The sequence below is a fragment of the Pedobacter frigoris genome, assembly GCF_032678645.1.
Taxonomy (GTDB): Bacteria; Bacteroidota; Bacteroidia; order Sphingobacteriales; family Sphingobacteriaceae; genus Pedobacter; species Pedobacter frigoris_A.
In genome coordinates, this window is record NZ_JAVTSP010000001.1 from 1,105,869 (window position 1) to 1,132,415 (window position 26,547).

General features: G+C 40.3%; 21 protein-coding genes and 2 tRNA genes. 10 read left to right on the forward strand and 13 right to left on the reverse strand.

The window, feature by feature from the left end; all coding sequences use genetic code 11:
- Positions 1-24: 24 nt before the first annotated feature.
- The 5 genes from R2Q78_RS04845 to R2Q78_RS04865 all read right to left on the reverse strand — a co-directional run bounded on the left by R2Q78_RS04845 (position 25) and on the right by R2Q78_RS04865 (position 5,178).
- Entirely contained in the window at positions 25-1,815 is a 1,791-nt protein-coding gene (locus R2Q78_RS04845) for a class I mannose-6-phosphate isomerase (RefSeq protein ID WP_316789399.1), read from the reverse strand.
- Positions 1,816-1,828: 13 nt separating this feature from the next.
- The gene (locus tag R2Q78_RS04850; RefSeq protein ID WP_316789401.1) at positions 1,829-2,581 is read right to left on the reverse strand and encodes a GntR family transcriptional regulator; all 753 of its coding nucleotides are present in this window, start codon (positions 2,579-2,581) and stop codon (positions 1,829-1,831) included.
- A gap of 196 nt (positions 2,582-2,777) precedes the next feature.
- A tRNA-Pro gene (locus R2Q78_RS04855) sits at positions 2,778-2,851 on the reverse strand.
- Between the two features lie 93 nt (positions 2,852-2,944).
- A tRNA-Ser gene (locus R2Q78_RS04860) sits at positions 2,945-3,031 on the reverse strand.
- A 68-nt stretch (positions 3,032-3,099) separates the two neighbouring features.
- Positions 3,100-5,178, reverse strand: a complete 2,079-nt coding sequence (locus tag R2Q78_RS04865; protein WP_410478469.1) for an HD family phosphohydrolase — start codon at positions 5,176-5,178, stop codon at positions 3,100-3,102.
- 400 nt (positions 5,179-5,578) lie between these two features.
- On the opposite strand from R2Q78_RS04865, the gene R2Q78_RS04870 reads away from it, so the two are divergent.
- The 5 genes from R2Q78_RS04870 (at position 5,579) to R2Q78_RS04890 (ending at position 12,006) form a co-directional block, all read left to right on the forward strand.
- Positions 5,579-6,757, forward strand: a complete 1,179-nt coding sequence (locus R2Q78_RS04870; RefSeq protein ID WP_316789403.1) for an acetyl-CoA C-acyltransferase — start codon at positions 5,579-5,581, stop codon at positions 6,755-6,757.
- Positions 6,758-6,856: 99 nt separating this feature from the next.
- Entirely contained in the window at positions 6,857-7,678 is an 822-nt protein-coding gene (locus R2Q78_RS04875; protein ID WP_316789404.1) for a hypothetical protein, read from the forward strand.
- 115 nt (positions 7,679-7,793) lie between these two features.
- On the forward strand, positions 7,794-9,563 hold the full coding sequence (locus R2Q78_RS04880) for a peptide MFS transporter (protein WP_316789406.1): 1,770 nt from the start codon (positions 7,794-7,796) through the stop codon (positions 9,561-9,563).
- Positions 9,564-9,629: 66 nt separating this feature from the next.
- Positions 9,630-11,186, forward strand: a complete 1,557-nt coding sequence (locus tag R2Q78_RS04885) for a peptide MFS transporter (protein ID WP_316789408.1) — start codon at positions 9,630-9,632, stop codon at positions 11,184-11,186.
- A 94-nt stretch (positions 11,187-11,280) separates the two neighbouring features.
- Positions 11,281-12,006, forward strand: a complete 726-nt coding sequence (locus tag R2Q78_RS04890; RefSeq protein WP_316789411.1) for a polyprenol monophosphomannose synthase — start codon at positions 11,281-11,283, stop codon at positions 12,004-12,006.
- Between the two features lie 305 nt (positions 12,007-12,311).
- On the opposite strand, the gene R2Q78_RS04895 is transcribed toward R2Q78_RS04890, so the two are convergent.
- From R2Q78_RS04895 to proS, 5 genes are all read right to left on the reverse strand, one after another.
- On the reverse strand, positions 12,312-12,824 hold the full coding sequence (locus tag R2Q78_RS04895; RefSeq protein ID WP_316789413.1) for a YdeI/OmpD-associated family protein: 513 nt from the start codon (positions 12,822-12,824) through the stop codon (positions 12,312-12,314).
- A 169-nt stretch (positions 12,825-12,993) separates the two neighbouring features.
- Positions 12,994-13,854 carry a TIGR02757 family protein gene (locus R2Q78_RS04900; protein ID WP_316789415.1) on the reverse strand — a complete coding sequence of 287 codons (861 nt, stop codon included), beginning with the start codon at positions 13,852-13,854 and terminating at the stop codon, positions 12,994-12,996.
- An 89-nt stretch (positions 13,855-13,943) separates the two neighbouring features.
- Positions 13,944-15,083, reverse strand: a complete 1,140-nt coding sequence (locus R2Q78_RS04905) for a cystathionine gamma-synthase (protein ID WP_316789417.1) — start codon at positions 15,081-15,083, stop codon at positions 13,944-13,946.
- Positions 15,080-15,775: a hypothetical protein gene (locus R2Q78_RS04910; protein WP_316789419.1), complete on the reverse strand. Its 696-nt coding sequence runs from the start codon at positions 15,773-15,775 to the stop codon at positions 15,080-15,082. Before R2Q78_RS04910 ends, R2Q78_RS04905 begins: the two co-directional genes overlap by 4 nt.
- A 13-nt stretch (positions 15,776-15,788) precedes the next feature.
- Positions 15,789-17,261 carry a proline--tRNA ligase gene (proS, locus tag R2Q78_RS04915; protein ID WP_316789421.1) on the reverse strand — a complete coding sequence of 491 codons (1,473 nt, stop codon included), beginning with the start codon at positions 17,259-17,261 and terminating at the stop codon, positions 15,789-15,791.
- Between the two features lie 105 nt (positions 17,262-17,366).
- Between proS and R2Q78_RS04920 the strand changes: the two genes are divergently transcribed.
- Positions 17,367-18,323 (forward strand): hypothetical protein, encoded by a 957-nt coding sequence (locus tag R2Q78_RS04920; protein ID WP_316789424.1) that lies wholly within the window; start codon positions 17,367-17,369, stop codon positions 18,321-18,323.
- 27 nt (positions 18,324-18,350) lie between these two features.
- Positions 18,351-19,874 (forward strand): hypothetical protein, encoded by a 1,524-nt coding sequence (locus R2Q78_RS04925; RefSeq protein ID WP_316789426.1) that lies wholly within the window; start codon positions 18,351-18,353, stop codon positions 19,872-19,874.
- Between the two features lie 71 nt (positions 19,875-19,945).
- Here R2Q78_RS04925 and R2Q78_RS04930 read toward each other — a convergent pair whose 3' ends face one another.
- Entirely contained in the window at positions 19,946-21,781 is a 1,836-nt protein-coding gene (locus tag R2Q78_RS04930) for a UbiD family decarboxylase (protein ID WP_316789428.1), read from the reverse strand.
- Positions 21,782-21,847: 66 nt separating this feature from the next.
- Here R2Q78_RS04930 and R2Q78_RS04935 point away from each other — a divergent pair, with 66 nt between their 5' ends.
- The gene (locus tag R2Q78_RS04935) at positions 21,848-23,263 is read left to right on the forward strand and encodes a S41 family peptidase (RefSeq protein ID WP_316789430.1); all 1,416 of its coding nucleotides are present in this window, start codon (positions 21,848-21,850) and stop codon (positions 23,261-23,263) included.
- A gap of 32 nt (positions 23,264-23,295) precedes the next feature.
- Here the strand turns inward: R2Q78_RS04935 and R2Q78_RS04940 are convergent, their stop codons facing one another.
- Complete coding sequence (locus tag R2Q78_RS04940) at positions 23,296-23,775, reverse strand: DNA starvation/stationary phase protection protein (RefSeq protein ID WP_316789432.1); 480 nt, start codon at positions 23,773-23,775, stop codon at positions 23,296-23,298.
- 174 nt (positions 23,776-23,949) lie between these two features.
- Here R2Q78_RS04940 and R2Q78_RS04945 point away from each other — a divergent pair, with 174 nt between their 5' ends.
- Both R2Q78_RS04945 and R2Q78_RS04950 read left to right on the forward strand, forming a co-directional pair.
- On the forward strand, positions 23,950-25,122 hold the full coding sequence (locus tag R2Q78_RS04945; RefSeq protein ID WP_316789434.1) for a LysM peptidoglycan-binding domain-containing protein: 1,173 nt from the start codon (positions 23,950-23,952) through the stop codon (positions 25,120-25,122).
- Positions 25,112-25,753, forward strand: coding sequence for a uridine kinase (locus R2Q78_RS04950; RefSeq protein WP_316789437.1), 642 nt, complete (start codon positions 25,112-25,114; stop codon positions 25,751-25,753). Before R2Q78_RS04945 ends, R2Q78_RS04950 begins: the two co-directional genes overlap by 11 nt.
- A 122-nt stretch (positions 25,754-25,875) precedes the next feature.
- Here the strand turns inward: R2Q78_RS04950 and R2Q78_RS04955 are convergent, their stop codons facing one another.
- Positions 25,876-26,535 carry a CoA transferase subunit B gene (locus tag R2Q78_RS04955; RefSeq protein WP_316789439.1) on the reverse strand — a complete coding sequence of 220 codons (660 nt, stop codon included), beginning with the start codon at positions 26,533-26,535 and terminating at the stop codon, positions 25,876-25,878.
- Positions 26,536-26,547 lie beyond the last annotated feature (12 nt).

Below are 26,547 nucleotides of genomic sequence, written 5' to 3' on the forward strand. Positions count from 1 at the left end.
TTTTAAGTGTGGTTTTGGTCAATTTCAGCAGTGCTCTTCTTTTACATAAGCAACTACCAAAAAGGCTTTTCCCTTACCCTTATTGCGAACGGTATATTGTTTTACCGCAGCGGGGATCACAAATGTTTCAGCATAATTAAATACACTGGAAATGTTTCCTGCCGTTACTTCAACAGACTGTCCCTCAACCAGCATACAGATATGACACTGTCCTTTCGTGGAAACAATTACTTCTTCATCAAACTCATAGCGGTCAACGGCATAAAAATGTTCCTCATGTGTAGAAAGTGATATTTTTCTTCCACCAGCCCATTCATCCGCAACTTCCTGTTTCGAAATCAGTTTTTCCGTAACATAGTCGCCCTTGCGGTCGAAATAAAGATTATTAAAAGCATGATCTATATTGATCGGACGCGGGTTTCCGTTGAGATCCAGACGAAGCCAATCGTACATTTTAAAGGTAAAAATGTATGGCGTACTGCTGATTTCCAGTACCATGTTATTTTTTCCGGAAGCGTGAACAGTGCCATTAGGAATAAGGAATAAATCGTGTTTATGTGCTTTAAACTTCTGCACATATTTTTCCGCCGGCATTTCTACCCCTTCATCTTGTGCGTCAAGCAAAGCCTGCTTAAACTCATCCGGATTAATGTCTTCCTGAAAACCTAAGTATACATCGGCATCCGGTTCGCAATCTAAAATGTAATATGTCTCATCCTGTGTAAACGTTTCTCCGAAATGTTCCTGAATATATTGAGGTCTTGGATGACATTGGATAGAAAGATTGCCTCCATCATAGGTATCCAGAAAATCGAAGCGAATTGGAAATTCATGGCCAAACCTACCGGCCGCCTTACCCAATAGCTTAGAATTGTTATGAAACAACAGGAAATCGAATGAGACCTCCAACAAATTATGGTTTCCTTCCAATACCACCCCATTTTCAGGCGTAATTAATTCGAATGACCAGGCATAGTTTATTTCTTCCGGAGGTAAGCCTTCTAATTTTTGCTTCATCCAGTTACCGCCCCATATACCTGCTTCAAACCAGGGTCTCGCCCTGAATGGCTGTTGGTACATGGCATCCAGTGTATTCCTGAAATCATCACCCTTCATCCAGGTAATTTCATTGATGCGCTGCTCATCTACGATATAGTCTATCTTAGGCAGCAACATTTCTTTGTGTCTGTTTAATACGGGCCAGTCCACAAAATAAAACCGCTTATACAGCTGATAATTTTCAAGTTCTTCTTCCGATCCAAGATTCTTAATACTTTTTGCACGCATCCGGTATTGGATTTCATTTTTAGGAACATCCAGGTACACAAGCGGAGCTTTCCAGTTGACCAGGACTGCACCTGTTCCGTAAACAATGCACAAATCGGCACTATCATCGGGCAGCAACAGCTCCAGTTTCCTGTAGTCGAAAAAATCAGCCAAATTTCCTCTATATTTTTTCCCAAAAACCCGGTCATCTCCGTTCAGACTCTCGACAATTTTCTTGTCTATTTTTTCAGGACTTTTTAAGCAGGAATCTATGGCAAGCCATTGTACTTTTTTACCTAATTTGACGAAATGTTCCTCCATACTGGCACGAAATGCCTCCCATAACACTCCGCCAAACCCATCAATCATTACTGTTTTGCTTGAGGTTAGCTTATCCAGGATGGATTGAACCAAAGCCCCGTGGCCCATTTGAACCTCGTATCCTGACTTAAATGTCGGAACTATATTGTACCGTTGACCGCCAACATCAGAATTAGTAAGTGGTAATAACGTTTGTGTTGTGCTTCGCACAGATTCCATAGATTCCATTGATGATTGATTTTTAAGCGTCACGTTTAATCTCTATACTGTAAGTGAACCAATCGCTCCTATAATAGCAGATATTGTATTCTATCAACTTTTTATCTGCATCAAGTACGCGTCTCTTTCTCTCTAAGACAGGCTCCCCCTCTTTTATTTTTAATACTTCGGCCAAAGCCTTTGTTGCTGCATTAGCCTTAATTTCTTCCTGAGAATATACCGGTATGATGTTGTATTTTTCATCCAACAGCTCATATAGCGGCTTTTCAAAGGTCTCATCTGCAGAAATACCTATCCGTGGATGAAAATAGGATTCGAAATAAACCATTGGATTTTCGTCAATACTACGAACCCGTTTTAAGCAGGTCACTTCAGTTTCCGGCTGGATTTGCAGATTTTGACTCACCTCTTCATTGGCTGGCTTATTTTCGACCATTAACAAGAGATTTTTAAAAGAGAGCCCCATACTCTCCATCTCGTGTGTAAAACTCATCCAGTTATTAAGGTTGGTTGATATTTTTTGTCTCGTAACCCGCGTTCCTGATCTTTTCTTTCTTTCCAGCAAACCTTCTTTAGCCAGATTGTTAATCGCTTGTCGTAAGGTGTTTCTGGAAATGCTCCAATACTGCGCCAGATCAGTTTCTTTTGGAAACAGCGCGCCATTGCTAAAATCAGGACGTCGGATCAACATCCTCAATATATCCTCCACCTGTTTATTCAATGGTATTTTACTACCATGATCTAGTAATTGTATATCTTTAATATGTTCGAACATATTACGAATATAAACTAGTTTTTTGAAAATCCAATAGATTTGAATCTCTTTTTTTAAGGCTTTTTTACCCGGAAGAAAAAACATCAGAGAGTTATTCTGACAGCACTGAATTGGCTACGGAAGAAAATTAGAAAACAAAAAATCCCTTTAATTATAAAATTAAAGGGATTCAGCTAATTTTTAGTTAGAATAATTGTCGGGGTGGCAGGATTCGAACCTACGACCTCCTGCTCCCAAAGCAGGCGCGATACCGGGCTACGCTACACCCCGAACTGGTATCTTCTTTTAACCCTTTTTCGAAGGGATTGCAAAGTAACAACTTTAAATTCATAAAGCCTAACTTTGGCAATTTTATTATGTCAGCGGAGAGGGCGGGATTCGAACCCGCGGTACCGTTGCCAGTACGACAGTTTAGCAAACTGTTCCTTTCGGCCACTCAGGCACCTCTCCTTTTTTCCTTAGCTATCCTCGCTGAGGGAGTGCAAATATAGTAATTCATTCATGTTTGCAAAAAAAAATTACAGACTTTGCTGATAATCTATTCGCACATGATAAATGCTCATTAGCATCGTCTTGAAAATCAACTTTATAGTCTCTAAATCTTTTAATGTCAAATCGCAATTATCTAATTGATTTTGCTCCAGTTTGTAGTTAATGATGCGTTCAACCAGGTCACTTATGCCTTGGGCATCCGGATTTTTAAGACTTCTTGAGGCTGCTTCCACCGAATCTGCCAGCATTAAAACGCCGGTTTCTTTAGAAAAAGGAATTGGTCCGGGATACCTGAAGATATTCTCATCAACAAATTTTTCAGGAGAGTTCTTTAAAAAAGACTGGTAAAAATAATCCACCCGCGTATTTCCATGGTGAGTCCTGATAAAATCGATCACGCTTTCCGGCAACTGGTGTTTTCTAGTGATTTCAATTCCTTTGTGCACATGTTTGATGATGATCTGCGCACTCTGCTCATAAGGAAGCTTATCATGCGGACTCAAACCTGTATTTTGGTTTTCTATAAAATATTGCGGGTTTTCTATTTTCCCAATGTCATGGTACAATGCCCCCGCCCTTACCAGTAACGAATTACCTCCGATTTTAAATATCGCTGCCTCAGCCAGATTAGCAACCTGCAAAGAATGCTGAAAAGTCCCGGGTGCTTTAAAAGCAAGCTCTCTAAGCAGCTTATTATTGGTATTGGTCAGCTCTATCAATGCAATATCTGAAGTGATGCCAAACAGTCGCTCAAACGCATAGATCAAAGGATAAGCCAGGAGAGACAACAGTACACTTATGATAAAAGGCACAAAATTCAGCCATTCTATTTGACTTAAAGATCCCTCCCTCAACAAAGCAATTCCGACGAACGATATAAAGTAAGCCGACAGGATGAACAAAGCTGACAGCAGCAGTTGCTCTCTCTTAATCAGGTTTCTTATGCTATAAATTGCAACCATACCCGAAGTGATCTGATAAAAGACAAATTCAAAGCTGTTAGGCACAAAGAATCCTGCAATCAGGATCACTAATAAATGCAGGTAAAGCGCGAGCCTGGTATCAAAAAGAATCCTGATGATGATAGGGACGATGCAAAACGGGATATAATATAAACTCGGCAAATTCAGTTTAATCGCCCAGGTGAGTGCAAGCAACATCGTTGTATTTACCAATAGAATCAGGGAAAGCTGGCGGTTATCAGCAAAAATATCCTTTCTGAACAGTTTAAGGAAAAACATCAGCAAACTCACCACAAAACCCACCAGCAGGATCTGACCAAAATAGACGAGCTTACTGTCCCCTATTGTTTTGGTCTGCGCTTCATAGGTTTCTTTAAAGGACTGGAGTTTCTGGTAGACCTCATCATCGATCACCCCATTTTTCGCAACAATCAATTCATCCTTCTGAACCATACCACGGGTAGTCGAAATGCTGTTCAATGTACTTTCCTGAACAATGCCCGTTAGTTTTTCATTGAAGATGATGTTCGGCTGTAAGTGATCTTCAACAAGACTCAGTACCATTTCCTTCACTTTTAAATTGATGTTGTCAAAATGGTCCTTAAAATATTCCAGCGCTGTTTGAACAGTAAAAACATCCTGGGTACTTACGGTTTTGGTGATGTTGTTGTTCAGCATAGAGAAATCGTAATACTTATTTCCCTTATTGTGTTTTAAATCAGTGGCTATAATTCCTTTTTCATAAATGGATTTGAGCAATTTAAATGAGGCTTGTTTATTTATCGCTTTATCGTTTTCAGGAAAGGCATTGCTTTTCCATTTTACATCAAACTCACTTAAATAAGCATCTTCAACATCATTAATTAAAAAGTTGTTAACCGTGTAGATAGGTAACACATTGTTTAAGGCATCTTTCTTATCCGTAGTTACCTGTGGACTGGTCTTTAAAATGGCAAAACTGAATGGAGATATGAGGTCTTTGTTTTTCCATATCTCCCCTTTTTCAAATTCATACCTGAAGCGTGGTTGTTTAGGTAAGAAAACAGTAATGATCAGTACAGACAACACCATCATAATGTATTTGATGTTAGACGAATACTTTCTGTAAAGCACCCTGTGGGAATTCTTTTTGATCTTAGCCAAAGCAGTATGTATTGATTTTATTCAAACTTAGAGAAAATTTTAATTTTTATGGTCGTTAACTACGTTCTAATCCTAAAATAGGTATTTCTTAAGTTTGATTGCGCTCTATTTTTCTCTTGCTTTTGTCTTGCTTTTGTCTTGCTTTTCTCTTGCTCCTCTCTTGCTATTGTCTTGCTCAACCAATAAAAAAGCCAAATACAGGCAATAATTCAGCAGGTTAAATACAAAGGAACATTCGAGCGCATGTAAAAGAATTGCCTAACTTAAATCAGTACGTTTACTGCAGATTTAGAATAAATTGAGAAATGAGGTGTCTGAAAAATGTTAAAACTAAGGGAAAACAACCACCTCTTGCAGTAAATATATAACTTTGCTTTCAACTAACTTAATAAAAACATACATGAAAGAAGTAGTAATTGTATCTGCTGCAAGAACACCAATAGGAAGCTTTGGGGGTTCATTATCTAGTTTCTCCGCTACGCAACTCGGCGCCATTGCAATTAAAGCTGCAATTGAGAAAGCAGGCATATCACCTGCTGATGTACAGGAAGTTTACATGGGGAATGTATTGTCTGCCAATGTTGGACAAGCCCCGGCTACGCAGGCTGCTAAATTTGCCGGGTTGCCGGATGTACCTGCTACCACCATCAACAAAGTATGTGCATCAGGAACCAAAGCCATTATGCTGGCGGCACAAAGCATTGCATTAGGTCAGTCTGATATTATCGTTGCAGGTGGTATGGAAAGCATGAGCAACGTACCTTATTATCTTGATAAAGCGCGTACCGGTTATCGTTTGGGTCATGGACAGATTACTGACGGCCTATTAAAAGATGGGCTTTGGGATGTATACAATGATTATCACATGGGCTCAGCTGCTGAATTGTGCGCTTCAGAATGCGGTATCAGCAGAGAAGATCAGGACAATTTTGCGATAACCTCTTACAAAAGGGCGCAAACTGCACAAACAACAGGTAAGTTTGACGAGGAAATTGCTCCAGTTGAAATAAAAGACCGTAAGGGTGAGGTGACTTTGATTACCAAAGATGACGAGCCTTTCGCTGTTAAATTTGATAAAATACCGGGTTTAAAACCCGTATTTAAAAAAGATGGCACCGTAACAGCAGCAAATGCATCTACATTAAATGATGGTGCTGCTGCACTGGTATTGATGAGTGCCGACAAGGCAAAAGAATTGAATTTAAAACCAATAGCCAGAATAATCGGCTATGCAGACGCACAGCAGGCTCCTGAATGGTTCACCACTGCACCTGCTAAAGCCATTCCACTTGCCTTAAAAAGAGCAGGAAAAAGTCTGAGCGAAATAGATTATTTCGAAATAAATGAAGCTTTTTCTGTAGTTTCACTGGCAAATAACAAAGCGCTGGGATTGTCGGAAGAAAAAGTCAATGTAAACGGTGGTGCTGTCTCTTTGGGTCATCCACTGGGTGCATCAGGAACCAGAATTGTGGTTACTTTACTTTCCGTATTGAAACAGAATAATGGAAAAACTGGTGTTGCCGGAATCTGCAACGGAGGTGGTGGTGCCAGTGCGATTGTTTTAGAAACTGTAAATTAAATGCACAAAAGGTTTATTCCTTTCCTAATATTGATGCTATGCTGTACCCTGAGCAAATCATGGGGACAGCATAGTTTTAGCTTCAATAATGGGCCCATTATGAGCCGTTACCAGGATTCTCTGATCAACCTTAGCGAAGCGGTATTTAGTGCGGAGAGTAATGCCGACCGTTTTGCAAAGAATGCGGTATTCATCAAAACCCTGGTCAATTCTCTAAAAACACATACCTCGTTCAGCTATCCTTTTGATTCCCTCAAAAAAATTACAATTATAAAATCGCCCGACAATTCCTTCCGCATATTTTCATGGGCAGTACCTGTAGATGATGGTACCTATCGCTTTTTTGGTTCCGTGCAGATCGCCACTAAAGATGGCAAACTGAAACTGTTTCCTTTGATTGATGATACTGAAAACATTAAAGATCCGAATGCATTGACCACGAACAAAAACTGGTATGGTGCGAGGTATTATGAAATTGTACCGGTAGTGGTAAGCGGCCGGCAGCCCTATTATGTCCTCATGGGATGGAAAGGAAATAATGCCAAAACCTCTAAAAAGGTAATTGATGTGCTGTCTTTCGAAAAGGAAATACCTGTATTTGGGAAAGCTGTATTTGAAGGGTTTAAGGGAAGTGGTGCCTTGAACAGGATTGTTTTTGAGTACAACAAACTGAACTCCATGACACTCACTATGGATAAGGGCACAAATATGATCGTCTTTGACCATCTGGCACCTTTTTCACCTGATATGGTTGGCAATTTCGAGTACTATGCATCCGATCTGAGCTTTGATGCGTATAAGATCATAAATGGCAGGCTGAAACTGGTAGAAAATGTCGAGCTGAAGAATGAGCCTAATGTAATGGACGATTTTTATGCAGATCCCAAAGACAAAAATATCAAGCCCGTAAAGAAGCTTTAAGTGTATTAAATACACTTTTGATACAAATTAAAAATTTGGGAGTTTGCATACATGTACCTATCTTGCGCGCTGAACTAACTAAACCATTCGATAAATATTACACACAAAAAACAACATGAATACAAAAAATTTGGATACTCCAAATAACTTCTTTGAGAGTAAGGTTCTTGGACATCCTGCCGGGCTGTTTGTTTTATTCTTTACCGAGATGTGGGAAAGATTTTCTTACTATGGTATGCGTGCCCTGCTGGTATTATTCCTTACCTCTTCAATCACAGACATGAATCCCGGATGGGGATGGCCGCGCGAACATGCAATGGCTATTTATGGTTCTTATACCGGTCTGGCTTACCTTACCCCTATTTTAGGTGGTTACATCGCCGACAGGATCATTGGTTACCGCTGGGCTGTTATTGTAGGTGCTTTATTGATGACACTGGGACACCTTTCCATGGCCATTGAAATCGACCACACTTTTATGTACCTGGGATTATGTCTTTTGGTAATCGGTAACGGCTTTTTCAAACCAAACATGACTTCTATTGTAGCACAGATGTACAAAGAGCATCCTGAGAAAAAAGATGGTGCTTATACCATTTTCTACATGGGTGTAAATGCCGGTGCGTTTTTAGGAATGTTGCTTTGCGGTTACATCGGCGAAAACCCTAATTGGGGCTGGAGCTATGGATTTGGACTGGCTGGTATCTTTATGTTTATTGGTATGCTTCAATTCTACTTTACGCAAGGTATTTTTGGTGACATAGGTCTTAAGCCTGCAATTGATAAAATTGACGAGGAATCTACTAACCTTGAAGAGTCCACAAGAAACCCTTTCTCTAAACTGGATTTGGTATTAATCGGTCTGATCTCTGTAATAGGACTATCCTGGATCATCAACGATCCGGTATCTAAAATTACGAGCTTGAACCTGTTTAACTTTAAAGTAGCAGGTATAGACGGAAGTAATTTCATGATCATGGTTGCCCTTGCGATGTTCTTATTTGTGCTGGTAAAGCGTATTTCTCAATATACACCGGTATTACGTGATAAAATGATTGCCATCATTGTATTGGCGTTCATAACCATTTTCTTCTGGGCTTCGTTTGAGCAAGCAGGTGGTTCGATGACTATTTTTGCCAAAGATTATACCCAAAGGGTACTGACTGGCGATTCAAAAGTGATCTTCAATGTTGTAAATACTCTGATCACTGTGATTCCGTTGATGATCATTTCTTACGTTCTTTTCAGGTTATTCTCTAAAACTTTTGCAAAGTATGCATTGGGTAATGTGATCCTTGCTTCTGGTTTTGTGATCATCTGGGGAATTGTAATCTATATGTTGTCTAACCAATACAGTGAGGTAAAATCAGAAGTACCGGCCACCTGGTTTGGTATCCTGAACTCTTTGTTCATCATTAGTCTGGCGCCACTGGTTTCAAAAATCTGGGAAAGCAAATACAATCCTGTCGCGACTGTTAAAAACGGACTGGGAATGATCCTGCTTGGTATCGGTTTTGCGGCCCTTGCTTATGGTGCAAGTACCATCCCTCAGGGTGCTGCTGTAGCACAGGTGAGCATGGTATGGCTGGTATTGGCTTATTTATTCCATACTTTAGGTGAGTTATTCATCTCTCCTGTTGGTTTATCTTATGTAAGTAAACTGGTACCGGGACGAATGATTGCCATCATGTTCGGTATTTGGTACCTTGCAATTGCCATTGGTAATAAAGTTGCCGGTACAATGGGTGGAATGATTGATGAAATCACCTCTAAATACTCTATGAGTACTTTCTTCCTGATCTTTACTTTCATACCTGTAGGCCTTGGGGTAATCATTATCCTGCTTACACCGGTTATGAAAAAATTGATGCACGGAGTAAAATAAAAATATACGATCAAGCCTCCCCATAAACCGGGAGGCTTTTTTTATCACAAGAAAATACAATTCAATATGCCTGAGAACCTTAGTCTGGAAGAAATTCAGAATTTTAAAGGTAAATACCCAAAACAGCTTTGGTACCTTTTCTTCTCTGAAATGTGGGAACGTTTCTGTTTTTACGGAATGCGGGGAATGCTTACCTATTTCATGGTAACGCAGTTATTTATGAAGGATGTAGATGCCAATTTGCAATATGGGGCTACACAAGCTTTTGTTTATGCATTTACGTTTATTGGCGGTTTATTCGCCGATAAAATCCTGGGATTCAGAAAATCCCTGTTCTGGGGCGGCATTCTGATGATTGTCGGCAGTGCGATTCTGGCTTATGACCCACACCAGTTTTTCTTTTTAGGTATCAGTTTTACTGTTGTTGGAACGGGTTTCTTTAAACCGAACATTTCTACGATGGTAGGTAAACTCTACAAAAGTGATGATGCCAGACGTGATGCAGGTTTCTCTGTATTCTACGCAGGTATAAATATCGGTGCTTTGCTTGGAGGATATGCTTGTATATCTATCGGAAAACAATATTCATGGCACCTGGCGTTTGGACTGGCTGCAATTGTAATGACCATCAGTTTGATCACCTTCCTTTTCACTCAGAAAAGCATGGGCCCAATTGGTCTGCCTCCTGGGCAAAATGAAGATGTAAAAGACATTGCTGTAAGTGGAATTGATGATAAGGTACAAACCGAACCTGCTGTTATTACTGTAAAATCAGCAAACAAAAAATGGTATGATTATGCGGTTTACGCGGGTTCACTGGCAATTATTCCTGTGATCATGATCATGGTGGCAAAAACTCAATATACCGACTGGTTTATGTCGGTAATAGGCCCGATTACTTTGCTGTACCTGATTTACGAGATGTCTAAATACGGATGGGCGGAACGGAAGAAATTACTGGCTGCACTGGTATTCATTTTGTTTTCCATTGTGTTCTGGGGTATTTATGAACAAAGCGGTGGTTCACTTGCTTTATTTGCTGCCAGGAACCTCGATAACCAGGCTTTGGGCGGACTCCTTACGCTTGACCCAAATGGAGTTAACAACTCTGCAAACTCGCTGTTTGTGATCATCTTTGCTTTTATATTCAGTATCATCTGGATTGCCATGGCAAAGAAAAAAATTGAACCCAATACGGTGATCAAATTTGGACTTGCTTTCTTATTCCTTTCTGGTGCATTCTTCGTTTTCTACAGCACCAGATTTTTCGCGAATGCCGAAGGTATTGCTTCATTGGATGTATTTGCCATTGCGTACCTGGTGATGACTTTTGGTGAGCTTTGCTTATCTCCTATCGGATTGTCTATTATGACAAAACTTTCTCCTGTGAAATTGCAGGGTGTAATGATGGGAATGTGGTTTTTGGCCAGTGCTTACGGACAGTATGTGGCCGGACTACTTGGTGCAGGCATGGCTGAAGCAGGAGAACATGATACGCCTGTCCAGAAACTAATATCTTACACTGAAGGCTATAAACAACTGGCGATCTATTCATTGATAGCGGGTATTGTCCTGATTGCCATCTCACCGATTGTAAGAAAGCTGATGCAGGAAGTAAAATAATCAGGTCATTTAACAAAATTTAACCCTTGGTATATACTTATACCGAGGGTTTTTCATTTAGATTCCATAATTTCGCGCATATAAATCATTTTACGTGTCAGACAGCTTAGTTATTATCCCCACTTATAATGAAAAAGAGAATATTGAGAAGATCATCAGAAAGGTATTTTCTTTAAATCACTTTTTTGAACTCTTGATTATTGATGATGGATCTCCGGATGGGACTGCTGATATTGTAAAAAAACTTCAGCAGGAATATCCTGCGCTTCATCTGGAAGAACGAAAAGGCAAACTGGGACTGGGTACGGCATACATCCATGGATTTAAATGGGCTTTGGAAAGACCTCAATACCAGTACATTTTTGAGATGGATGCTGATTTTTCTCACAATCCGGATGACCTGATCAGATTGCGCCAGGCTTGTGTAGACGGAGCTGATGTAGCAATAGGTTCACGTTATGTAAATGGGGTGAATGTGGTAAACTGGCCAATGAGCAGGGTATTGATGTCTTATTTTGCTTCTATGTATGTAAGGATCATTACGGGAATAAATATTCAGGATGCCACGGCAGGTTTTAAATGCTACAGGAAAAAGGTACTGGCGACCATCCCTATGGATAAGATTAAATTTGTTGGTTATGCATTTCAGATTGAAATGAAATTTACTGCGATAAAGTATGGTTTTAAAGTAGTAGAGGTTCCGATTATTTTTACTGACCGTACAGAAGGTACTTCGAAAATGAGTACCAGAATATTCCGTGAGGCCTTCATCGGAGTGATCCAAATGAAGATCTGGAGCTGGTTCAGAAAATACAATTAGTTATTCATCAGGTTCTGCGTTATAAGGGATCTTTTGCATTAGCAGAATGTCTGTTTTTAGCAGGTGTTTGTTTTCAGCAAAGGTTTTGTTTAAGCAGGGTTTTTCGTTCTTAGCAGGGTGTTTGTTTTCAGCAAAGGTTTTGTTTAAGCAGGGTGTTTTGTTCTTAGCAGGGTGTTTATTTTAAAAATACTTGTTAGCTTCGGACTGGATCTTGCACCCTGAAGGAGGGCGCAATTCCCTATGTCCTCATCTTAACAAGTATTTTTTTGAATGTATTGTAGACTAATTGCTTCATTGTTTAATATTTAATCACGCGGCTTTTTGTCTTCGCGCATCATTTCACCAAATGTTAATCCTCTATCCATAGCCGATACGATTTTGACCAGTCTCTTCGTTCTTGTGGGTTCTGTCTTGGCTGAGTTCAGCCAGTTGATGTACCAGTTTCTGTGAGACATTGGCAGCTTCATGAAATTCTCTAGTAGTTCAGGCTCGTCTGACAGGCACAATTCAAGGTCTTCAGGGATCTCAATTTTAAAGTCTTTATCTTCTTCCAACACTACTTCTACAACAGCACCGGCTTCTTTTCTAAGTTGTTTGCGGAGGCTGGCTTTTAAAGCGATGATAAAGTCTCCCTCCCCCATAGGTACAGTGGCAACACCGGTTATTTCTAACTGATCTAACCTACCTTTTACACGAAAACTTTTTCTGCAGTCTGCTTTGATTTGATTGGCGAGTGCCTGCGGGATAAAAATATAGCTCCAGCCAGTTTTTTCACCGAGTTCACCAAACTTTTCTATTTCTGCTTTGAATGTGATCATACTGGTTTAAAGATAATAAGAATTTGGATATGTGCGCTTAAGCGGAGCATTACACCGTCATCTCGACGATAGGGAGAGATCTTTTGATTCGCATAGTTTAGATCTCTCCTATCGTCGAGATGACGAAAGAACAGAGATCACGAAAAAAGGAGATGACGAGTGGGATGTTCTAAAACTTCTCTTCAACCCCTAGTCCGAACAAGGCAAAATCATACTTCACAGGATCCAAAGGGTCAAATTTCAGCAATTCGCTGGTTAACTCGACCGCAGTTTTCCAGTCGGTCTGCTTTCTTTCAATCAGGCCGAGTTTACGTGCTACACGATCGACATGCACATCGCACGGACAGATCAGGTCTTTTGGCTTGAGGGTATTCCAGATACCGAAATCTACACCACTCGTATCTTTACGAACCATCCACCTCAGGAACATATTTAAGCGCTTGCAGGTGGATTTTTGTAGCGGGGAAGATACGTGCTTGATGGTGCGGCGCGGAAAATCAGGCAGGGAAAAGAAATAAGACCGGAAGTAATTCAGTGATCTTTCAATCAAGGGTTGCTGATCTGCCATTTCAGTAAGCATGCAAGCAGAGGATGCATATTTTGTATAGCCTTTTTGCAGTTCAGCACTCAGGTAATCGGACTGAAATATATCTGCAGGCGACAAAAATGCCGCTTCAAGACTGTCAAAATTGCTATAATGTTCCTTGAAGAAAGCAACAAAATACAACAGATCGGTATCATTAAAAGTTCTGTGTTTAAAGCCCAGCAATCTTTTCAGGTCTTCATCGCTATGGTGCAACATAAAATTGTAAGGATCATTATCCATCCTAGCAAACAGCTCATTACACTTGTTGATGATGGTTTTGCGCTGTCCCCAAGCCAAAATAGCCGCAAAGAATGCGGCTATTTCGATATCCTGTTTTTTAGAAAACTGGTGAGGAATGCAAATTGGATCATTCTGAATAAAATTGGGCCTGTTATATTGGGCTACTTTAACATCCAAAAATTCTTTGAGTTCTAGAAATTCCAATGTAGTGTTGGTCTATATTTAAATTAGGTATTTACAAGTATTAAATATTCACGTCATCTCGAACTATAAGCATCTGTACTTTTAGGGTACTACTTCAAGGCCTGTTCCAGATCTTCCAGCAGGTCATCTATATCCTCCACTCCTACACTAAAGCGAAGCAAATTATCCGTTACTCCTACTTTCTCGCGTTCTTCTTTAGGAATTGATCCGTGTGTCATAGATACTGGATGATTAATTAGAGATTCTACGCCACCTAGGGATTCAGCTAATGTAAATACCTTGAAAGAAGAAGCGATCCGGAATGTTTCCTGCAGATCTGCACCTTTCAGGGTTACAGACACCATGCCTCCGAAGCCACGCATTTGCTTTTTAGCAATATCGTGATTAGGATGATCTTCAAAACCTGGCCAGTAGATTTTATCTATTTTTGGGTGGTTTTTAAGAAAATGTGCTACTTTTTCTCCGTTTTCACAATGCGCTTTCATCCGCAAATGCAGGGTTTTAATGCCGCGCAGTACAAGAAATGCATCTTGCGGACCTGGTGTAGCTCCACATGCGTTATAGATGAACCAGAGGTCTTTATACAGCTGATCATCGTTTACCAGCAATGCTCCCATCACTACATCAGAATGTCCTCCAATGTATTTAGTTACCGAATGCATTACAATATCGGCACCCAGGTCAATAGGATTCTGAAGGTATGGAGACGCAAAGGTATTGTCAACTGTAAGGATCAGGTTATGCTGTTTAGTGATTTTAGCTACGCCTTCAATATCGATGACCTGCATGGTAGGGTTTGTTGGCGTTTCTATCCAGACCAGTTTGGTTTTATCATTGATATAGGGCAATATATTTTCAGGCTTAGACAAGTCCAGAAAATGAAATTTTATGCCGTATTTCTCATACACCTTTGTAAAAATACGATAAGAGCCACCGTACAGATCATTACCTGTAATCACTTCATCACCTGGTTTCAGCAATCTCAAAACAGTATCTGTAGCTCCCATTCCGCTAGAGAAAGCAAGCCCATGTTTTGCATTTTCCAATGCAGCCAAACAATCCTCAAGCGCTTTGCGTGTAGGATTAGTTCCTCTTGAATATTCGAACCCTTTATGATCTCCGGGCGATTTTTGCCAGTAAGTGGAGGTTTGATATATAGGGGTCATTACTGCTCCTGTTGTAGGATCAGGCTCCTGCCCCGCATGTATTGCTTTAGTTGCGAATTTCATAAGTTATTGTTTTTATCTATTTCCGACTTGAACTGGTAACCCAGGTTTTTGCTTGTTGGATAACCGCTGGCAGCCAGCATAGATTGTTTCTGATTTAAAGTTACGTCTTTTATATCGGCGAAAGGAGGCAAAACAAGGTCTGAATTGATACAGAATAAAATAGACCTTTCAATGATGTCCATGAGCTTGTCCTCAGTAACTTTATTCTCGGCCATACTCTGATATAGAAAATCCAGAACACCATCCCCTTCAACCATAAAGTGCATTTCCTTGTTGACCAGGATCCGCGCAATTAAAGAACCCTCATCGGCCAGTCTATTGTATTTAATAGAATCAGCCAAAAAATTGTGAATGTAGATGGTACCGCAATAGCTCAATGATTCATCATTCTTGATATAGCTGGTCTGGTGAATGGAATGTGATGGATCAAATGCAAAAATATTGCTGTGCATGGATACCATTAACATATCTCCGGAAAACTTCAGTTCTCCTTCAAACTTATTGTTTTCCTTGAAATGAATTTCCACCGAAGCATCCTTCTGTCCGTAATCGTTTTGGAGCTTCACCGCTATTTTATAAAGTTGCTTTTTCAGCAAGCCAAAAACTTCAGTTGTGTTTCTGTAAATGGCCTGCTTAAGCGAAGCTTTATTTTCAAGTTCAGCAAGTATTTTCTGATAATTTTCAGTATCCATCAATTAATGTTTCTTAATACGCTCTTGCAAATAATACACGCTGTGTTGAAGGCTTACCAGAATAAATACATACGCCTTCCTCCAGTTTGTTATCTAAAGGAACGCACCTGATGGTTGCTTTAGTCTCTTCTTTGATCTTTTGTTCAGTTTCAGGCGTGCCATCCCAATGCGCGGAAATAAAGCCGGCTTTACCGTCCAGCAGCTCTTTAAACTCATCGTAAGAATTGGCTTCTGTGATGTGGTCTTGTCTGAAATTTAAGGCTTTATTAAAGATGTTCTGCTGAATATCTTCTAATAACTGAGGGATGAAAATTTCCAAGCCGTCCTGCGTAACTGTTTGTTTTTCACGTGTATCCCTTCTGGCCAGTTCAACCGTACCATTTTCCATATCACGCGCACCGATCGCCAAACGCACAGGAACACCTTTCAATTCATATTCTGCGAATTTGAAACCAGGTCTTTGTGAATCACGGTCGTCATATTTGACAGAGATGCCAAGACGTTTCAATTTAGCCACTAATTCATCAACGAATGAAGTGATGTTTTTAAGTTCCTCGTCAGTCTTATAGATGGGCACGATCACTACCTGTATCGGAGCCAATTTAGGAGGCAGTACCAATCCGGCATCGTCACTATGTGCCATGATTAAAGCACCCATTAAACGCGTAGACACCCCCCATGAAGTGGCCCATACGTGCTCCTGTTTACCTTCTTTACTGGTAAATTTCACATCAAACGCTTTTGCGAAATTTTGTCCCAGGAAGTGAGATGTTCCCGCCTGCAATGCTTTTCCATCCTGCATTAATGCTTCAATGCAATAGGTATCCAATGCACCGGCAAAACGTTCATTTGGCGTTTTAACTCCTTTTACAACAGGAACTGCCATCCAGTTCTCCGCAAAATCAGCATAAACATCAAGCATTTTTCTTGTTTCCTCGATTGCTTCATCTGCGGTGGCGTGTGCGGTATGCCCCTCTTGCCATAAGAATTCCGTGGTTCTCAGGAAAAGACGCGTACGCATTTCCCAACGTACCACATTTGCCCATTGATTGATCAATAAAGGCAGATCACGGTAGGATTGGATCCATCCTTTGTAAGTATTCCAGATGATGGTCTCAGAGGTAGGTCTTACGATCAGTTCTTCTTCCAATTTGGCAGTTTCATCCACTATAATGTTGCCATTTCCGTCATTTTTAAGACGATAATGTGTCACAACTGCACACTCTGTGGCAAAACCGTCGACATGCGACGCTTCTTTCGAAAAATATGACTTGGGGATGAATAAAGGAAAGTAAGCATTGCTATGACCTGTATCTTTAAATTTTTGGTCCAAAACCGCCTGTATTTTCTCCCAAATGGAGTATCCATAGGGTTTTATCACCATACACCCTTTTACGGATGAGTGCTCTGCCAGGTCAGCTTTTATAACAATGTCGTTATACCACTGGGAATAATCTTCGTTTTTACTTGTAATACCTTTGCTCATAACTGATTGGAACGTTTTTTGTGTTAAATAACTTGTATCGTAGGCTACAAATTTATAAATTTATACCTACAAAAAAATTGCAACACACAAACAACACATATAGTTATGAAACCTAACCATTTATTCACCAGCATGCTCGCCATAGCAACGATAGTTGTTACGTCCTGCTCTGCGCCCAGATTAGCGCAGCAAAATGCAAATGACGATGATGTTTACAACAGTGTGGCCCAGGCAAAAGAGTACGTGCCTGCACCCGTGAATGTACAGCAGCCTCAAAACAGCAATCAGTACAACGAAGATGATTATTACGGTACTAGTGATCCTTATTACGATATGGATTATTCTTCTCGTATCAACAGGTTTTATTATTCAAGTCCCTGGAGAACATATTATGATCCGTATTTTTATGACGGATGGAATATGGGCATAGGAATGGGCTTTGGCTCATACTATGGAAATTACTGGAATTCGCCATATGGCGGATGGGGATATTTAAATTCGCCTTTCTGGAGTTATAATAATTGGGGTTGGAACATGGGCTGGAATAACTTGGGTTGGAACAACTATTATGGCGGTGGTTATTACGGTGGCGGATTTGGCGGCGGGTTCGGTGGCGGCGGCTATTATGGCGGTGGTTACTATACCGGCAGAACAACCAATGTACCTAATAGCGCAAGACCGGCAAGGGGAAGCAGGGACGGATATGACGGAACTGGCAGAATGGCAGTGGGAAGCAGTGATGCCTACTTGTCTCCGAGAAGCAGTGCAGCAAGAGCAGCGAGAGAGAATGTTTCAGGTACAGGAAGCCGTACCAGCAGTACTGGCAGACCATCAAGAACGTCAACAGGTACTTCGCAAAATACGCCTACAAGAACTGAAGTAGCAAGACCTAGCAGAGAATCTTATACTCCTCCACCATCATATACTCCTCCTCCAACAAGAAGCAGTAGCGGTAGTTCATCAGGTTCGAGTAGTAGTGGTTCGGGCTCAAGCAGCGGATCAAGCTCAAGCGGTGGCGGTGGCTCTACCGGTGGCGGCAGACCAACAAGAGGAGGAAGATAATTTAACGCAATCACATACATGAAAAAAATGATACAACTACTTGTAGTGGCTATAGTAGCTACTACAAGTACCACATATGCGCAATACGCAGGGGATGCGATACGCTTTGGCAATACGAACTATGGTAGTACGTCAAGATTTAAAGGGATGGGCGGAGCTCAGATCGGTGTTGGCGGAGACATGAGTTCTCTCGGTGCTAATCCGGCTGGATTAGGCCTATTCACGAGATCTGAGTTCAGTTTCACTCCTGAATTTAATAATATAACTTCAAAATCAGATTTCCTGGGACAAAACACAAAGTCTTCTCAGGATAAAATGAACATTAACCATGCGGGGATTGTTTGGTATAGCCCTTCTCTGAAAGTCAGAGGTGAGGATACAAAAAGAGGTTTGGTAAGTACGGTGTTTGGGATCGGTTACAACAGGAATAACGATTACAATCAACGGTATACGTATGATGGCACGAATAATTCTAACTCTATGCGGGATTATTTTGCTGAACTTGCGAACTCATCAAAAGACCCATCTGGTGTAATCCCTGCTAAATCTCTGGAAGACATGGCGTTTTCAGGATACCTGATCAACTTTAATTCACCTGGAAATGCAAATTTATATAGTGTGGATGAAAGCGGAGCCAATATACCCAACAGGCAAACTAAAACAGAGACCACTGTAGGTTCTACTTCAGAAGTTAACTTTTCAGGAGCATTCAATATTTCCAATCAGTTTTATATAGGTGCCAGTATCGGAATCGTCAACTTGCGGTATCTATCTGATGCAGAATACATTGAAAAAGGAGTTGTAAATCCTTACGATCCAACAGATGGTTATACTGGAATAGAAAACTACAGTCTGTCGTTCAGACAAAGTCAGGAAACAAAAGGTTCTGGTTTTAATGGTCGTTTGGGTGTGATCTTCAGACCTGTTGAAAATTTCAGAATTGGAGCAACTTTACAAACACCAACATGGTTGTATGTAGACGATTCATATTCTGAGGTATTAAACAATACTTTGAGTGGAAAAACTCCTTACAGCACCAATAATCAGGCAAATAGTGACGACTTTTCTTATCGTTTGAAAACCCCTATGAAAGGATCTTTGGGTGCAAGTTATGTAATCGCCGGACAAGCGATCATATCTGCCGACGTAGATTTCATTGATTATGCAACAACACGTTTTTCTGCTGATCAGGGTATTGACGGACCTGTTATCAAAAGCAACAACAATGATATCAAAGACCTTTATAGTTCTGCCATCAACTACAGAATCGGTGGTGAATATAAAGTCAACCAGTTAAGTTTAAGAGCAGGTTATGGAGTAACCGGCAGTCCAATGAAAGAAGAAATTGATCCGGATAAAATTTATGCCAGAAAATACATCAGTGGTGGTTTAGGCTACAGGATTAAAGAATATTATTTTGATCTGGCTTATCAAAGGGTTTCATCAGAAAACAGATTGAGTTCTTATGTATTGGCTAATGGCGGAGAGCCACGGGCGATCGTAAAAAATGCCAACAACAATGTATTTTTAACTTTCGGTCTGAGGTTTTAAGCGAACATAACTACTATAAAAAAAGCCTGATCATAAAAAAATTATGATCAGGCTTTTTTTATGGTTATTTATTATCGTTCCTTGTATAAAGGAGCTCCTTTAACAAAAAAAAGGTCTATATTCTTCTCTACAGCTTCATCTTTTATGAGTTCAGGTGCATGATGAGGTTTCTTTCTTGCATCAATGATCACCGGACCCCTGCAGCCCCAATGTTTATTTATAGTAAAGCTTTCGATGCCGTAGATATCTGCAGCTGGGTTACTTCTTGTAAATGTGACCCATACCAGATTATTGATGTCTTTTGCTGCAAATTCTGAATCATCACACAGCACAATGAGCCCAATCTCTTTAAGTTGTTCCGCATTCAGGTGTTTATTTAATAACTCAATTTCATTCCCTGTCTGCTGTTCGTTTAAATATTTCCTGGCCTGGATCACTAGAACACCTGGTATTGCTATTGCGTACGCGGTAAACGACTCCGGCAAATCGAATTCAGCCGGTAAAGATGAAGATAGCTTTCTCCTAGGTTCTCCTGCGGCGGCAAAAACTACCTTAGAACCGCTATTCAATCCATCCCCGCTATAATCTAAAGTATCTATAGTGGTTTGGGTATGAAAATGGAGATCCCTGGTGAAATCCATGCGTTCCAACAGATGCTGCATAAAAGCAGATAGATCATGCGTATCAAGCTGCTCATTGTCTTCCCTGGCAGCTATGAAAAGATATTTAGCCAGACTGAGCTGATTTTTCCCTAAAATATGGTTGGCAATCGTTAAGATCTCCTGCGGCCTGCGTTCTTTTAAATAAGGGGTATATCGTTCGCTTCCGATGGCAAACAATAAAGGATGTACCCCTGCTGCATCAACTGCATTCACTTCTTTTAATCCATGAATTTCTTTGGGTAAGGCTGAGCCTGCAATTTCATGGATCAATGCTCCGAAACTGGTATCTTCCTGAGGAGGCCTTCCTACGACAGTAAACGACCATATGGCGTCATTACGATGATAAACGTTATGAACTTTCATTAAAGGAAACGGATGCGTGAGACTATAATAACCGAGATGGTCACCAAAAGGGCCTTCAGGTTTATTATCATTGGGATATACCGTTCCGGTAATTACAAAATCTGCATCTGCAGAAATACAAAACCCCTCTTCATCATAAAAATATCTGAATCGTCTATTGCCTAAAGCACCGGCAAATGTCATCTCCGACAAGCCCTCAGGTAAAGGCATAACCGCAGCGAGCGGGTGCGCCGGCGGGCCACCAACAAATATACTTACTTTCAAAGGCTGTCCTTTTGCATTGGCCTTCGATTGATGAACACCTATCCCCCTGTGGATCTGATAATGCAGACCTATTTCTTTATTGAGTTCGTAATCGTTTCCCGCCAATTGAATACGGTACATACCCAGGTTTGCATTCAAGATACCCGGCTTATCTATGTCTTCCGTATAAACTTGCGGCATGGTGATGAATGGTCCTCCGTCCATCGGCCAGTTTACGATCTGTGGCAGTTCGCTGATGGTGGTTTTACTAAAGGTAGCTTTAAACAAACTCTGTTTTAAAGGCAATGCAGTTAAAGCTGTTAGTGCAATACCAGGAAGCTTAAAGGGATTTTTTAATGCTTTTACAGGATCTGAACGCAGGTTTACCAGTTGCTCTACCTTTGGCAAGCTGTCACGAAACATAAATTTAGCGCGTTCAAGCGTACCAAAGAGGTTGGAAACTGCGGGAAATTTGCTTCCTTTTACTTTTTCAAAATATAATGCCGGGCCCTTCTGCTCATAAACCTTTAAATGTATTGCGGCCATCTCCAGATATGGATCAACTTCTTCTCTGATACGAATTAAATGCCCATGCTTTTCAAGATCGGCAACACAGTCTGCTAAACTTTTATATCCCATACATCCCAAAGATATTAAAGAATTATTATGTATCATTGTTATGAGGACCAATATAACCTTTACCTGATGAAATTATTGTTAATGCTTTCCTGCTTTCTACTATTATTTAACGGTACTAAAGCTCAATATGCCGATGAGTTAATCAGCAAATTACATCAACCCGAGGAACTAAAAAAAGACATTGACCTGGTCAGGAAAAAACTGAAAAAAGAACATCCCAATCTGTACTGGTACATCGACGAGAATAAACTGGATCAAAAATTCGATAGCCTGAAGCTGAGCATCAAAACACCTTTAAAAAGTGTGGAATTTAATGCAAAACTAATGACAGTATTGAGCGCTGTTGGAGATGGCCACTTGGTATCATTCCTGGACACCAGTCCATTAACTGAAGCAGATTACATTAAGTTCAACAGATTTGAGCTACCTCCCGTTTTTCAGTTCGAATACCGCATATTGAATGACCGGCTGTTTATCACAAAAAACCTTTCGAAAGACGAAAGCCTGATTCCAGGTACGGAGGTGCTGAGTATTGATGATGAGCCTGTAAAAGATATCCTGACAAAACTTAAAAAAGCAATACAGTCAGACGGGTATAATGAAACCTATAAATATGCTTTATTGAATTTCGGACAATTTCCTGCGGTCCACCGCTCTATATATGGATGGAGGGACTCCGTAAAATTTGATGTAAAGCTTAAAGATACGGTTCGACCTGTCGTATTAAAAACCTATAAACCTGAAAATACTACGGTCTCTAAAACAGTGGTATCGGATGTGATAGATGATTTTAAAGTCTTCCCTCCTGACTATAAAGTAGCTTACTTTAAGATCGGGACGTTCAATAATGTTGGTCAGCGCAGTGATTACAAATATGTATTTGAGGGCATCAGGCAAAATAAATCGAATATACTGATCCTGGATTTGAGGGATAACCTGGGTGGTGATTATTTTCGTTGTGTCAATACATTCTCCGGATTTATTGATAAACCTACGCTTTTCATCAGAAGGCCAGTTGAACTGATTAAAGGAGCAATCCTACCTTCATTGGATAAGCAGCGCAGACAGCAACTTGATTTTTTAAAGGCATATGGTGTATTGTATCCGGTAATGCCAGACAGCAATACCTTTAAGGGTAAATTATATGTATTGATAAACGGCGGGAGCTTTTCAGCCACAAGTTTACTGGCGGCCAATTTACAGGCGATGGATAAAGCTACGTTTGTGGGCGAAGAAACGGGTGGAGGCAGGAACGGCTGCACCGGTGGGTTTTATATCAACGAGGTGCTGCCAAACAGCAAAGTAACCATAAGATTCGGTATCGTTCCTTATAAGATCCCTGATCAAAGTACGGTCAAAGGACGAGGCATTATGCCTGATGTACCGATACAATATACCATTGAAGATTATTTGGCGAAAAAAGATCTTGAAATGGAATGGGTATTGAAAGATATCGGTAAAAACAAAGGGAGTATCAATTGATACTCCCTTCGTGGATTGCTTAAAGATATAAACTACTTTTTACCAGCAAAGGACCTAAGCATCCAGGTAGTCTTTTCTTTGAACTGCATAAATTTATTGACCATATCATTCGTTCCATCATCACCTGCCTTCTCACTTGCCTCCATCAGATCACGCTCTATTTGAATCAGTGTTGCCATATCTTGCAGCACTTCATCAACCATGTCCAGGTCTTTCATCCCAATCGTATTGACTTCTTTTATAGTTGATTCCTTAATATAATCAGCAAAACGACTGTGAGGAGGCTTACCAAGGGTAAGTACACGCTCAGCAATTTCGTCGATGGTAAGCTGTGCATTGGTATATAGCTCTTCAAATTTAAGGTGCAGGGTAAAAAAATTCTGTCCTTTAACATTCCAGTGACATCCTCTTAATTTCTGATAATGAATGTGATAGTTTGCGAGATAGTCATTCAACATATCTACTACAGGTTTTACTTCCTTTTCATTCAAGCTAATTTCTTTTGCGTCCATGGTATTTATTTTTTTATTTTGTCAATTTAAGACTAATATAACAACGAAAAATTAATTTGGTTTCGAAAAAATTGGTCGAATACAATAGTACTTTACAAAGAGCGTTTATATTTACAATTCGAGGGGTTATTTATATTATTCGTATAATTGCTAACTTATTTTTATCAGAGATTAATGTATAAATATTATATAGTACCAGTATTAGCTATTGCGCTTAATTTCACATCAGCAAAAGCAATTACAAGGGATTCCATAGGTGTTGAAAATCACAACGGGAAAAAATTAATTGTTCATCAGGTAGCTGCGAAGGATACTTACTACGCTATCGCAAGAAGGTATAATGTGACTCCTAAAGACATCATGACCTTTAACGACAGTAAATTTCTTCAGATCGGAGTGATCATTAAAGTACCTACAAATATCCCATTTAAGGACAATGCAGGTTCTTCTAGCGGCAAACCAGCAAATACACCGGCTCAGGTTGCAGATCAAAATATTGAAGAACATATTGTTCAGAAGAAAGAGAACTTAAATATGCTTGCTGAGCGATATGGAACAACGGTAAATGAAATTAAGAGGATTAATAACCTGAACAGCATCAATCTGCAAATCGGTCAGGTTTTAAAAATACCAGGTAAAGTTGTAGAACAGGAAAAGCCTGTAGAGGTTGTTTCAGAAAAAGTTAATCGTCCAGATCCTAAGCCGATAGTCCTTGCAGATAAAAAAGAACCTGCGAAACCGATCGAGAAACCCGTTGAGAAGCAACCTTTAAATAATCCGCCAAAAGCTGTAGAGGAAGAATTTATAGAGCATACGGTTGCATCTAATGAAACCATGTATTCTATAGCTACACGCTATAAAATCACAATGGATCAGCTAAAAGCTAAAAACAACTTGAAGGATGCCTCTCTTAGTGTAGGACAAAAGTTACTGATCAAAGGCCAATATCCGGTGAAGAAACCTTATACGCCGCCAATAGCAGCCAATACTGCCGATCAGGATAGCGTAAACTCGTTAAAAGATCCTTCTTTAAGGTATGCAGCGAGCAGGTATGGGCTGAATCAAATAGAAGAAAAAGGAACTGCGGTATGGATCGCTGATCCCGATCTGGACCCTACAAAAATGCTTGTACTACATCGTACTGCGCCAATTGGCAAAGTGATAAAAATCACCAACCCGATGAGCAACCGCACTACCTTCGCTAAGGTTGTTGGTAAATTTACGGAGAACGAATCCACAAAAGATGTTATAATTGTAATGACCAAAGCTGTAGCCGATGCACTGGGTGCTTTGGACAAGAGATTTTATTGCAATTTAATGTACGGTGGAGAAGAAAATGAACAATAATCACAAGCCTTTTATTATAGGTATTGCCGGCGGAAGCGGTTCTGGGAAAACATTTTTCCTGAATAGCTTCCTCCATCATTTTAAACACGATGAGGTAACACTTGTGTCACAGGATGATTATTATTTTCCTGTAGGAGACATGACGCAGGAGGAAAATAAACTGTATAACTTCGATCTGCCGTCCACCATTGACAATGAGCAGTTTTTGCTGGATATCAAAAAACTGGTAAAAGGAGATGTAGTATATAAGAAAGAATATAGCTTTAATAACCCCCTGGCGGTAGTTAAAATTCTTGAAGTAAAGCCTGCCCCCATAATTATAGTCGAGGGATTATTTATACTTCATTTCAAGGAGATTGCGGCCATGCTAGATCATCGTATTTTTGTGGAAGCGGAAGATGAGATTGCATTACAGCGACGCATTAAGCGTGACGGAATGGAGCGCGGGTATCCTGAAGATGATGTGCTCTATAAATGGCACAACCATGTAGTACCTGCTTATCGGGAATACTTACTGCCTTATAGAAACGAATGTGATAAGATTGTAGTGAACAACCTTGATATTCCTGATCATATCATAAGAATTACAGAAGAAATTTCGACTGAGCTTAAGGCAAGAATTTGTCAGTAATAATACCGACCCCGACAGGTTGCCGTCATCTCGAGGTACGAGAGATCTCTTGTCCTGGCAAAATTCAAGAGATCTCTCGTACCTCGAGATGACGAAGCTATAACCGCGTCATACTGAGTAATTTAATCAAACACCATTTCCGGCACGTCATCATCAGCAAAAAGCTTACCTAATGTGGCTTGTCTGATGTAATCAACACTAACTCCGGGAGCTCTTTCAATCAGTTTAAAACCTCCTTCTGGAAGCACATCCAGCACAGCCAGTTCGGTAACTATTTTCTTGATACATTTTACACCTGTAAGCGGTAGTGTACATTGAGGCAACAATTTACTTTCTCCCGCTTTGTTTACGTGCTGCATGGCAACGATAATGTTCTTGGCAGAGGCTACAAGATCCATCGCCCCACCCATGCCTTTAACCATCTTACCGGGAATCTTCCAGTTGGCAATATCTCCATTCTCGGATACCTCCATCGCCCCCAAAATGGTCAGATCTATCTTCTGACTCCTGATCATTCCGAAGCTCATTGCGGAGTCAAATATAGATGAACCCGGTAATGTCGTAATGGTTTGTTTACCTGCATTAATCAGATCGGCATCTTCCTCCCCTTCAAAAGGAAAGGGTCCCATTCCCAACAGGCCATTTTCAGATTGCAAGACGACGTTTACACCATCTGGTATATAATTGGCTACAAGTGTGGGAATACCTATTCCCAGATTCACATAGTAACCGTCCTTGATCTCTTTTGCGATACGCTTCGCAATTCCATTTTTATCCAGCATATTGAAATTTAT

Coding starts and splice junctions, on each gene's coding strand:
- R2Q78_RS04845 (WP_316789399.1), bottom strand. CDS start 1,815: ATGGAATCTATGGAATCTGTGCGAAGCACAACACAAACGTTATTACCA.
- R2Q78_RS04850 (WP_316789401.1), bottom strand. CDS start 2,581: ATGTTCGAACATATTAAAGATATACAATTACTAGATCATGGTAGTAAA.
- R2Q78_RS04870 (WP_316789403.1), top strand. CDS start 5,579: ATGAAAGAAGTAGTAATTGTATCTGCTGCAAGAACACCAATAGGAAGC.
- R2Q78_RS04875 (WP_316789404.1), top strand. CDS start 6,857: ATGAGCCGTTACCAGGATTCTCTGATCAACCTTAGCGAAGCGGTATTT.
- R2Q78_RS04880 (WP_316789406.1), top strand. CDS start 7,794: ATGAATACAAAAAATTTGGATACTCCAAATAACTTCTTTGAGAGTAAG.
- R2Q78_RS04885 (WP_316789408.1), top strand. CDS start 9,630: ATGCCTGAGAACCTTAGTCTGGAAGAAATTCAGAATTTTAAAGGTAAA.
- R2Q78_RS04895 (WP_316789413.1), bottom strand. CDS start 12,824: ATGATCACATTCAAAGCAGAAATAGAAAAGTTTGGTGAACTCGGTGAA.
- R2Q78_RS04905 (WP_316789417.1), bottom strand. CDS start 15,083: ATGAAATTCGCAACTAAAGCAATACATGCGGGGCAGGAGCCTGATCCT.
- R2Q78_RS04910 (WP_316789419.1), bottom strand. CDS start 15,775: ATGGATACTGAAAATTATCAGAAAATACTTGCTGAACTTGAAAATAAA.
- proS (WP_316789421.1), bottom strand. CDS start 17,261: ATGAGCAAAGGTATTACAAGTAAAAACGAAGATTATTCCCAGTGGTAT.
- R2Q78_RS04920 (WP_316789424.1), top strand. CDS start 17,367: ATGAAACCTAACCATTTATTCACCAGCATGCTCGCCATAGCAACGATA.
- R2Q78_RS04925 (WP_316789426.1), top strand. CDS start 18,351: ATGATACAACTACTTGTAGTGGCTATAGTAGCTACTACAAGTACCACA.
- R2Q78_RS04930 (WP_316789428.1), bottom strand. CDS start 21,781: ATGGGATATAAAAGTTTAGCAGACTGTGTTGCCGATCTTGAAAAGCAT.
- R2Q78_RS04935 (WP_316789430.1), top strand. CDS start 21,848: ATGAAATTATTGTTAATGCTTTCCTGCTTTCTACTATTATTTAACGGT.
- R2Q78_RS04940 (WP_316789432.1), bottom strand. CDS start 23,775: ATGGACGCAAAAGAAATTAGCTTGAATGAAAAGGAAGTAAAACCTGTA.
- R2Q78_RS04945 (WP_316789434.1), top strand. CDS start 23,950: ATGTATAAATATTATATAGTACCAGTATTAGCTATTGCGCTTAATTTC.
- R2Q78_RS04950 (WP_316789437.1), top strand. CDS start 25,112: ATGAACAATAATCACAAGCCTTTTATTATAGGTATTGCCGGCGGAAGC.
- R2Q78_RS04955 (WP_316789439.1), bottom strand. CDS start 26,535: ATGCTGGATAAAAATGGAATTGCGAAGCGTATCGCAAAAGAGATCAAG.